This is a genomic window from Rhodococcus sp. KRD162 (genome assembly GCF_017168335.1).
GTDB lineage: Bacteria > Actinomycetota > Actinomycetes > Mycobacteriales > Mycobacteriaceae > Rhodococcoides.
Genome location: NZ_JABFAU010000102.1, coordinates 1 through 8,737 on the forward strand (window position 1 = coordinate 1; position 8,737 = coordinate 8,737).

The window sequence follows — 8,737 nt, forward strand, 5'->3', positions numbered from 1 at the left end:
AGACAACGCACCGAACCGGCCATAGCCGCCCTCATCAGTCACGACGACATGAAATCACCTACAGCGCAAGGTCGCTCGGCGATTGCCCCTTAGCGCCGGATTTCGTCAATCTGCTCCCCGACCCCCGGATCGAAGGTCGGCCTTCCCTCCGCGATCGAGGACAACGGAACGCTGCACTGGTATGCCGGGGTGAGCGACGGAGGGTAGCTACTCTCGCGGTTGCACCGTTGTTCGAGATCGGAAGGCCCCTTTAGATGACGCGCACGGATGAGACGTGGTTCCGCCTCCGAGAGTGGACGCAAGGCCAGACTCCATCAGAGCGCCTCGCGGCGCACGTCCTCGATGCGGAGGGATACGAGAACATCGACCCCTCACACCCCCTCGGCGGCAAGGACGGCGGCAAAGACGCCGTCGCCACCAAGGACGGAAAGAGCTGGGTCATGGGTGTGTACTTCCCCAGGGGCCAGCAGACGTTCACCACGATCAAGAACAAGTTCACCGACGATCTGACTGGCGCAAAGACGCACTCACCGCATGGCTTCGTCTTCGTAACCAATCAGGAGCTGACCTTGGGTGAACGAGCGAACCTGGTAGATCTCGGAGACGGAACCGAGATCGAGCTCTACCACCTCGAGCGAACCACGGGTGTCATCGATCGACCCAAAATGGCGCAGATCCGCAAGCAGTATCTCGACATCGAAGCCGGCCCACCTCCCATCGACGTATCACTGTTCATCGACGGCGCTGCCCGCTACTTTTCCAACGGCGAGGCTGCGAGAGAGCACCTCACCTCCGCGATCAGTGACGATGAGCGGAAGCAATTCGCCGAGGCCGAGGCAGCATCACGAGAGGCGTCACCGTTCGGTGTCCCGCCGCACATCTCGAGTCTGTTGGGAATCGGGTACGACCCACAGCCGCGAACGAGAGCGGACCTCGACGCACGTCTTGCCCAGTGGTCTGAGGAAGTGCGAGAAGGCTGGGTTGACAGCGAGCAGTACCTGGCCGCAATTACGTGGCCGGGATTGCGACTGCGGCTCCGAAACATCGAACAGGTCTTTCTCAACGACGTTCAGGTCATCATCACAATCAAAGGCGCGCAAGGTCTCGACTGGGAGGAGCGCGACACCTTCGGGTTCGACGAGTTCATTCCCCCCGTCTCGCCGCCCGGACAGCCATTGTTCGACACGTATCTGCCTCCTCCGGTGACGGACTACCGCAAAGGCTTGCAACTGGCGGACGCGCCCCTTGAGTGGGACAACACAGATGCCGAGACGATCGTCATCACAATCGACCTGCCACACCTCCGTCCTGATCAGACATGGACCAGCGATAACGAACTGCTGATCCTGCGCGCGATCGATCACACCGCGTCCTCTCTGACTGCCGAGTGGACAGTGACCGCGCAAACCTACGGCGAGTCCTACAGCGGAGTGCCACTCAGCATCCCGGTCCAGGCCGAAAATCTCGGTGACAGCTACCGAGCGGCGGTCACCCGGTCCGATCAGACCTGATGGACACACACGTAGACAGCTTCTCGTCCCGAGCAACCTAACGTCTCTGGGCTTCGCGGCGACGTTGGCGCGCGATCCGCATCCGGTGTGAGGGGTGCGTGTGCGACGGCCAGACGGTCGAACGAGGACCGTTCGCGGCGTACACCGCCAAGCACGCCGCAACACCGTCACTGCCGAACAGACGCGCCGCGACACCGTCGGCGTAGTACTCACGCGGCCAACTCATCACCATGAGCGAGACCACTATGGCAACACCCATCGACGGAATGAACAAGGGGAACCACACCGACCCGGCCAACCCGCCGTTCGCATCCCGCGTCGACGACACGAACGCTGCGGCGCAGCCACCGAGCAGGATCACCACCAGAACGACGTACGCCACGTAGTAGAGCCGGCGGGCGCGACGAAGCTTGGTCAAGTCCTCACGGTGCCCCAATTCGTGGGCCAGTAATGCCGACGACGGCAACGACTGCGGATCCGGCTGTGCACTGATCCATCCGTCCGTGACACCCAACGTGTCGGTGCCGTGGTGGTAGCGAGCACCCATACCCAACGGACCGGGGAGGAACTCGACGGACGGGGGAGGGGACTGACCGAGTAGAGCCGCGATTTCCCCAACACGAGCCACCCACATCTCGCGCTGCTCGGCGCTCGTCGTCGACTGCGGCACCGGTCGACGCACGGCCATCACCCACCCTCGCGTTCAGCGCCATCGGCAGCCACACGCGAGACCAGAGCGCGGGCCGCTCCCGCGTCCAGGCCCACCATCTCCGCCGCCACATCGAGACCGCCGACATGGGCCTGCAACTCGATCAACGCCGCCACCATCGCCCGCTCCGCTGCGACCACCTGAGCTTGCGCAGCCAGAAACGATGCCACCGCCGGACGGGCCGAGCTGGCCGCGCCGGCCACCTTCGCCGCCGCCGCCGCGCGGAGCTGAGTCCGCGTGGAGATCCGATCACCCGACCTACTCACCGCAGTACCCACCTCCACACAGACACGCCAGTCAGCACTCGTCACGACCCACAGGCCCTCTCCTACAGCCCAGTTCTCGCTGCCACACCATTTCACCTCACGAACCCAAGATCAAGCCCTACAGACCTCTTGCATTAAGGATAACGAAAAGATAACAGCAGCTATGATCTGTTTCGTGACCGCGACGATGCACAAGCTGACGGCCGGGGACGGGTACATGTACCTGATCCGGCAGGTCGCTGCGCACGACGCCACCGCACGTGGACGCGACACTCTCGCGGACTACTACTCCTCGAAAGGCGAGTCGCCCGGCCTCTGGATGGGATCGGGGCTACCCACGCTGCGCACCATCGGCGCAGGCGACGAGGTCACCGAAGCGCACATGCTCGCGCTGTTCGGCGAAGGCAAACACCCCGACGCCACCGCCATCGAAGGCAGGCACGCCACCGCCCTCGTCGCCGACGGTGCCAGCAAGAAAGACGCCGCCGCGCTCGCACTGCGAGAGAGCAAGCTGGGCAACCCCTTTCGGATTCACTCCGGCGTCACCGAGTTCCGCAAGGCGGTCGGCGAAGCGTTCACCGAACACAACGCCGCCCTCGGTCTGCCCTCCCACGCGCCGGTCGACGACGACGTCCGCGCGCAGATCCGCACCCGAATCGCCCGCGAGATGTTCGAGACCGAACTCGGCCGCGCACCGCTCGACGACCGCGAACTCAGCGGCTGGGTGGCCAAGAACTCTCGCGCCAAGACCACCGCCGTCGCCGGATACGACGTCACCTTCAGCCCGGTGAAGTCGGTCAGTGCCCTGTGGGCGCTGGCCCCGCGAGAGATGTCCGAAGCGATCGAAGCCGCCCACCATGACGCGGTCAAAGACGCGCTCGACTGGTTCGAGAACAACGCCCTGCTCACTCGGCTCGGCACCGATGGTGTGCAGCAGGTCGACACCGAAGGAATGCTCGCCGCCGCCTTCACCCACCGCGACTCCCGCGCGGGCGAGCCCGACCTGCACACCCACGTCGCGATCTCGAACAAGGTGAAAGTCAAAGGGCAGAACAAGTGGCTCGCCATCGACGGCCGGCCACTGCACAAAGCGATGGTCGCGATCTCCGAGACCTACAACACCCGCCTCGAGGGATACCTCCGAGACCGTCTCGGCGTCGACTTCGCCGAGCGCGCCGGCACTGACCCCGGCAAACGCCCGATCCGCGAAATCGTAGGCGTCGACGCCGATCTGGCCGCCCGCTGGTCCTCCCGCGCCGGGATGATCGACCTGCGCCGCGGAGAACTCGCCGCCGAGTTCCAACGCGAACTCGGCCGCGAACCCACACCCGCCGAAGCCCGCAAACTCAACCAACGCGCCAACCTCGAAACCCGCGAAGCCAAACACGAACCACGCTCGCTGGCAGAACAACGCACTGCCTGGCGCGCCGAAGCAATCGAAGTCCTCGGAAACGAACGCGCTCTCTCGGAAATGATCCGACGCACCACCCACGACCACGGGCCCGTACGCGAACCCGTCACCGTGGACGCACAGTGGATCGCCGAAAGCGCCGACCACGCCCTGTCGGTGGTCGGGCAGAGCCGCGCCCGCTGGCAGGAGTGGCATGTGCGCGCCGAAGCGGCCCGCATCGTGCGCGCGCACTCGGTCCCGAGCGAGCAGATGGAATACGCCATCACCGCCATCACCGATGCTGCTCTGGACCCGCAGCGATCGGTCGCGTTGGGACCGGACGACGACCTGGACGAGCCCGGGGTATTGCGCCGCAGCAACGGGGCCAGCGTCTACACCACCGAAGGCACGCGCCTCTACACCTGCGAGTCCATCCTCGCCGCCGAAGACCGCCTCGTGCAGGCCGCGCAACTGGGCGGGGGACGCAGCGTCGACCCGCTCACCGTCGACCTCGCGTTGCTCGAACACGCCGCCAACAAATTCGATCTCAACACCTCCCAAGCACAGATGGTCCGGGAGCTCGCCACCTCCGGGCAACGCCTCCAGCTCGCCCTCGCACCCGCCGGCACCGGCAAGACCACCGCCATGGCCGTACTGCGGAGCAGCTGGGAAGCAGAAGGGGGCCACGTCCTCGGTCTGGCACCGACCGCCGCCGCAGCCTCCGCCCTCGAACAAGACCTCGACGCAACCACCGACACCCTCGGCAAACTCGTCGACACACTCTGCGAGCTCGACGACGCCGCACCCGGCGAGGTCGTGACAGTCCCGGACTGGTTCGACAGCATCGACCACCGTTCCCTCGTCGTCATCGACGAAGCCGGCATGGCCTCGACCGCCGACCTCGACCTGGCCGTGCAGTTCGTCCTCGACCGCGGTGGCAGCGTCCGTCTGGTCGGAGACGATCAACAGCTCGCCTCCGTCGCCGCCGGCGGAGTGCTCCGCGACATCGCTACCACCACCGGGGCGATCACCCTCACCGACGTCGTCCGATTCAAGGACAACGCCGAAGGCCTCGCCTCCCTGGACCTGCGAGCCGGAAACGCCGAAGCCATCGGCTTCTACATCGACAACAACCGAGTCCACGTCGGAGATCTCGTTGCCGCCGAAGACCAGGCCTACTCGGCATGGCAACGCGACATCGAAAACGGCCTCGACGCGGTCATGCTCGCCCCCACCCGGGACACGGTCCGCACCCTCAACGAACGCGCCCGTATCGACCGCCTCGCTGCGACGGGCAAGACCATCATCGGCCGCGAGGTCACCTTGGCCGACGGACTGCACGCCTCGGTCGGTGACGTCATCACCACCCGTCGCAACAATCGACGACTCGTCATCGGGGCCACCGACTTCGTCCGCAACGGCAACCGGTGGACCGTCGAGGAAACGAACGCCGACGGCAGCCTGAAAGTCCGCCGCATCGGAGACGGTCGTGTGGTGACCCTGCCCGCCGACTACGTCAGCGAGAAGGTCACCCTCGGATACGCCCGCACCATTCACGGCGCGCAGGGCATCACGGCCGACACCTGCCACACCGTCTTCAGTGGACGCGAGACCCGGCAGCTCGCCTACGTCGCCGCTACCCGTGGCCGCAGCGAGAACCACCTGTACTTCGGGTCCGCCCTCGACGGCGACGAACACTCGGTCATCACCCCTGAAGCCGTCACACCGCAAACGGCTGTGGACCTGTTCACCCGCATCCTCGGCCGAGACGGCGCGCAGGAATCGGCCACCACCGCCGCCCGCCGACTCGCAGACCCCGCCGAGCGACTCCCGATCGCCGCAGCGGCCTACGACGATGCCGTCGGCACCGCCGCAGAACAGGTCCTCGGCGACGACGAGATGGAGCGCATCGATGCCGAAGCGGACAAGGTCGTCCCCGGCGTCACCGACGCTGCAGCATGGCCCGTGCTGCGCAAGCACCTGGCCATCCGCGCCGTCGGGGGAACCGACCCGATCGCCGCACTCGCCCGCGCCGCCAGCCACCGCGAACTCGACACCGCCGTCGACGTCGCCGCCGTCCTGGACTGGAGGCTCGACCCGAGCGGAGAGCATTCCGCCGGCAGCGGCCCCCTGCCGTGGCTGCCCGCCATCCCTCCAGCCCTTCGTGCAGACCCGACGTGGAGCAACTACCTCACCGCCCGCGCAGAACTGGTCGACACCCTCTCGACAGCGGTCGACGAACGAGCCCGCGGCTGGACCAGCGAGACCGCGCCGGTCTGGGCCCGGCCCTTCCTCGAACACCCGGACCTGCTCGCGGACCTCGCCGTGTGGCGCGCAGCGCGCACAGTCGACGACATCGACCTCCGGCCCACCGGTCCCCCGCAGTTCGCGGCCGCACACAAACGGCAGCAGAACCGGCTCGACAAGAGGGCAGCAGCGGTCATCGGCTCGCCCGATGCCGCCACCAACGCCTGGAGAGCGCTCGCCCAGAAGATCGAGCCGCGGATCCTCACCGATCCGTTCTGGCCGGTGCTCGCACTCCGGCTGACCACCGCCCGCCGCGCCGGTCTCGACGTCCCCGCTCTGCTGCGTTCGGTCACCGGGGACCGCCCACTACCCGACGAGATGCCCGCTGCAGCCCTGTGGTGGCGGCTCTCGCGCACCCTGAGCCCGGCCGCTCTGGACTCCACGACACCGTCCAAGCACCTCGCACCGCACTGGACGCCGACCCTCGACGTCGTGTTCGGCGAGGAGACCGCGCGCACGATCCGCAGCGATCACGCATGGCCCTCCCTCGTCGCCGCGGTCGACAACGCGCCCATCGACTGGGAGCCGCAGCAGATCCTGGCCTTCACCGACGAGCTGCTCACCCAGGCCCGCGACGTCGACGACGAACTACGCCCCGACGAGCTCACCCAAGCGTTGGCGTGGCGGATCACCGCCCTGAGCCATCACGAGTTCACCCACCACGACTTCCCAGCCGTCGAACACGCACTGGTCGACCCTGCCGAGGACGAGGCAGCAGCAACCGTCGCCGGAAAAATCGACCCGTACGAGTCGACCCCCGCCACCACGCAGAGCCACGCCCCCGAGACCACCACCGCAACCGTCACCGGGACCGGCCCGGTGTTCGAGGCCGGCTTCGACGACTACTACCCCGAGCTGAGCGACGCGGACCTGCCTCCCGACCCGGAGTCCGACCTGCCGCCACCGGACTTCGAGTACGACACCGGGGCCGACTGGGACATGCTCGCGGAGTCGATGGACTCCCTGCGCATGGTCCGCCCCGAACACGAAGACATCGCACCCGCTGCCCGGGTGGCCGCGCTGCACGCCGAGCTCGCGGACGCACGCACCCGCAGCAACGATCTGTGGCGCGCGTACCTCGACGAACGAGGCCCCGCGATGACCGCTGCGATCCCCATGATCGTCGATGTCCGCAGCCGCGCCGACGCCCTGCGCCCGCTGTACTTCGCCGCACAGGACGCGCACGCCCGGTGGCTGGAGACGACCCGCGAACTCGAAACCACCGACGCTCGATGCCGAGACCTGGCGCGAGCTGCAGCAGCCGCGACCAAGGACGGCCGCGACGACGACGCACTCCACGCCCAGGCCGACCTCGCCCTGGTCGAGATACTGCGCGAGCACGCGCACGCCACCGAACGCGACGCCCACCAGCTCTGGCAGCGGGCCCAGGCCGACCTCGAGACCGCAGCCGGGGGACCCGGCAACATCGTGACCACCGCCGATGCCGACGTCATCCGCGACACGGCAGCCAGCATCGACCAGATGTCGGTCGACGACGCCCGCGCCACCGTTCGCGCACTCGAAGGCGAGATCATGCGCGCGGAAATGCACGAGGCCCACCACGATGCCCCCGCCGTCGCCGAACACACCCCCCTGCCGCCGGCACGCTCGCCCGAGCCGGACAGTCGCGGCCAGGTCGCCGTCCTCACCAAGCCCGACGTCGACCGTGCAAGCCCCACCGCCGCACCGAAAAAGCCTGCGCAGAATCGCAGTACACCGGCTCGATCCGACCGCACCACAGCGCGCCTTGCTCTGTCGGATCCAGCGTTCGCGGCGGTCGAGCCCTCCCGAGATCCCCGTGCACTCACCACCGAGTCCGTCGATTCGGAACTCCCGGCATCCGAAGCGTCGGCGATGCCCGACTCCGAGCCGGACCTGCACGGGACATCGCTTCCCGACGAGAGCGCCCCACCGGTGCCGAGCAGTGTCAGCACTGAGGCAACTGCTACTGCCGAACCGACAGAGACCACAGTCGATCCGGACCTGATCGAGGAACGCATCGCCGAGGGAACCAAGGCCATGAAGACCGCAACACCCGAGCTCAAAGCCAAGATCAAACAGACCACGCTCAGTCAACGGCTCAATCCCAGCGAGAGCGGGGCCGCGACGTTGGCTCGCTACCGCGCAGAACTCGAACGCCGCGCCGCCCTCACGCAGGGCGAACGCGCCGCCGAAGACGCGGTACGCGAACGACTACGCAGACAGCAGGCAAAGGGAAGCAAGGGACCGCACCGAGAACCCGAGAGCGGCCCACGAAAGGACCGTGGCCATGAACTGTGAGCACCGAATGAAGGACGGACGACGATGGACGAGCCCGACCAGTCGAACGGCCGCACCGATCCGGTGTGCCGCATGGGTAGATTTTTCGCTTTCACCACACACCGAGCGGGGGCGCAGCGACCATGGCGCGTGACGACCAGGATCAACTGGCTGTGTCAACCCGATCTGGGACCACGATGACGGCCTGACTGGGACCCACCTGGCACCGGCTAATCACGCCCTTGGTCTCGGTGGTCACTGCCGAGTGGCGAGGGCTATAGGTATCTGCAGACCT

4 protein-coding genes are annotated in these 8,737 nt (G+C 67.0%); 2 read left to right on the forward strand and 2 right to left on the reverse strand.

Translation table 11 applies throughout. The features are described 5' to 3' along the window. Positions 1 to 254 precede the first annotated feature (254 nt). Positions 255 to 1,511 (forward strand): hypothetical protein, encoded by a 1,257-nt coding sequence (locus J1M87_RS28265; RefSeq protein ID WP_032406403.1) that lies wholly within the window; start codon positions 255 to 257, stop codon positions 1,509 to 1,511. 37 nt (positions 1,512 to 1,548) lie between these two features. Here J1M87_RS28265 and J1M87_RS28270 read toward each other — a convergent pair whose 3' ends face one another. After that, on the reverse strand, positions 1,549 to 2,199 hold the full coding sequence (locus J1M87_RS28270; protein ID WP_032406404.1) for a M48 family metalloprotease: 651 nt from the start codon (positions 2,197 to 2,199) through the stop codon (positions 1,549 to 1,551). Beyond that, entirely contained in the window at positions 2,199 to 2,486 is a 288-nt protein-coding gene (locus J1M87_RS28275) for a hypothetical protein (protein WP_139278519.1), read from the reverse strand. The genes J1M87_RS28270 and J1M87_RS28275 overlap by 1 nt, the downstream gene beginning before the upstream one ends. Before the next feature lie 175 nt (positions 2,487 to 2,661). On the opposite strand from J1M87_RS28275, the gene mobF reads away from it, so the two are divergent. Further along, the gene (gene mobF / locus J1M87_RS28280; RefSeq protein ID WP_162182871.1) at positions 2,662 to 8,463 is read left to right on the forward strand and encodes a MobF family relaxase; all 5,802 of its coding nucleotides are present in this window, start codon (positions 2,662 to 2,664) and stop codon (positions 8,461 to 8,463) included. Positions 8,464 to 8,737 lie beyond the last annotated feature (274 nt).

Excerpts from the sequence above, each read along its gene's own strand:
- J1M87_RS28265 (WP_032406403.1), top strand. The coding sequence starts at position 255 with ATGACGCGCACGGATGAGACGTGGTTCCGCCTCCGAGAGTGGACGCAA.
- J1M87_RS28270 (WP_032406404.1), bottom strand. The coding sequence starts at position 2,199 with ATGGCCGTGCGTCGACCGGTGCCGCAGTCGACGACGAGCGCCGAGCAG.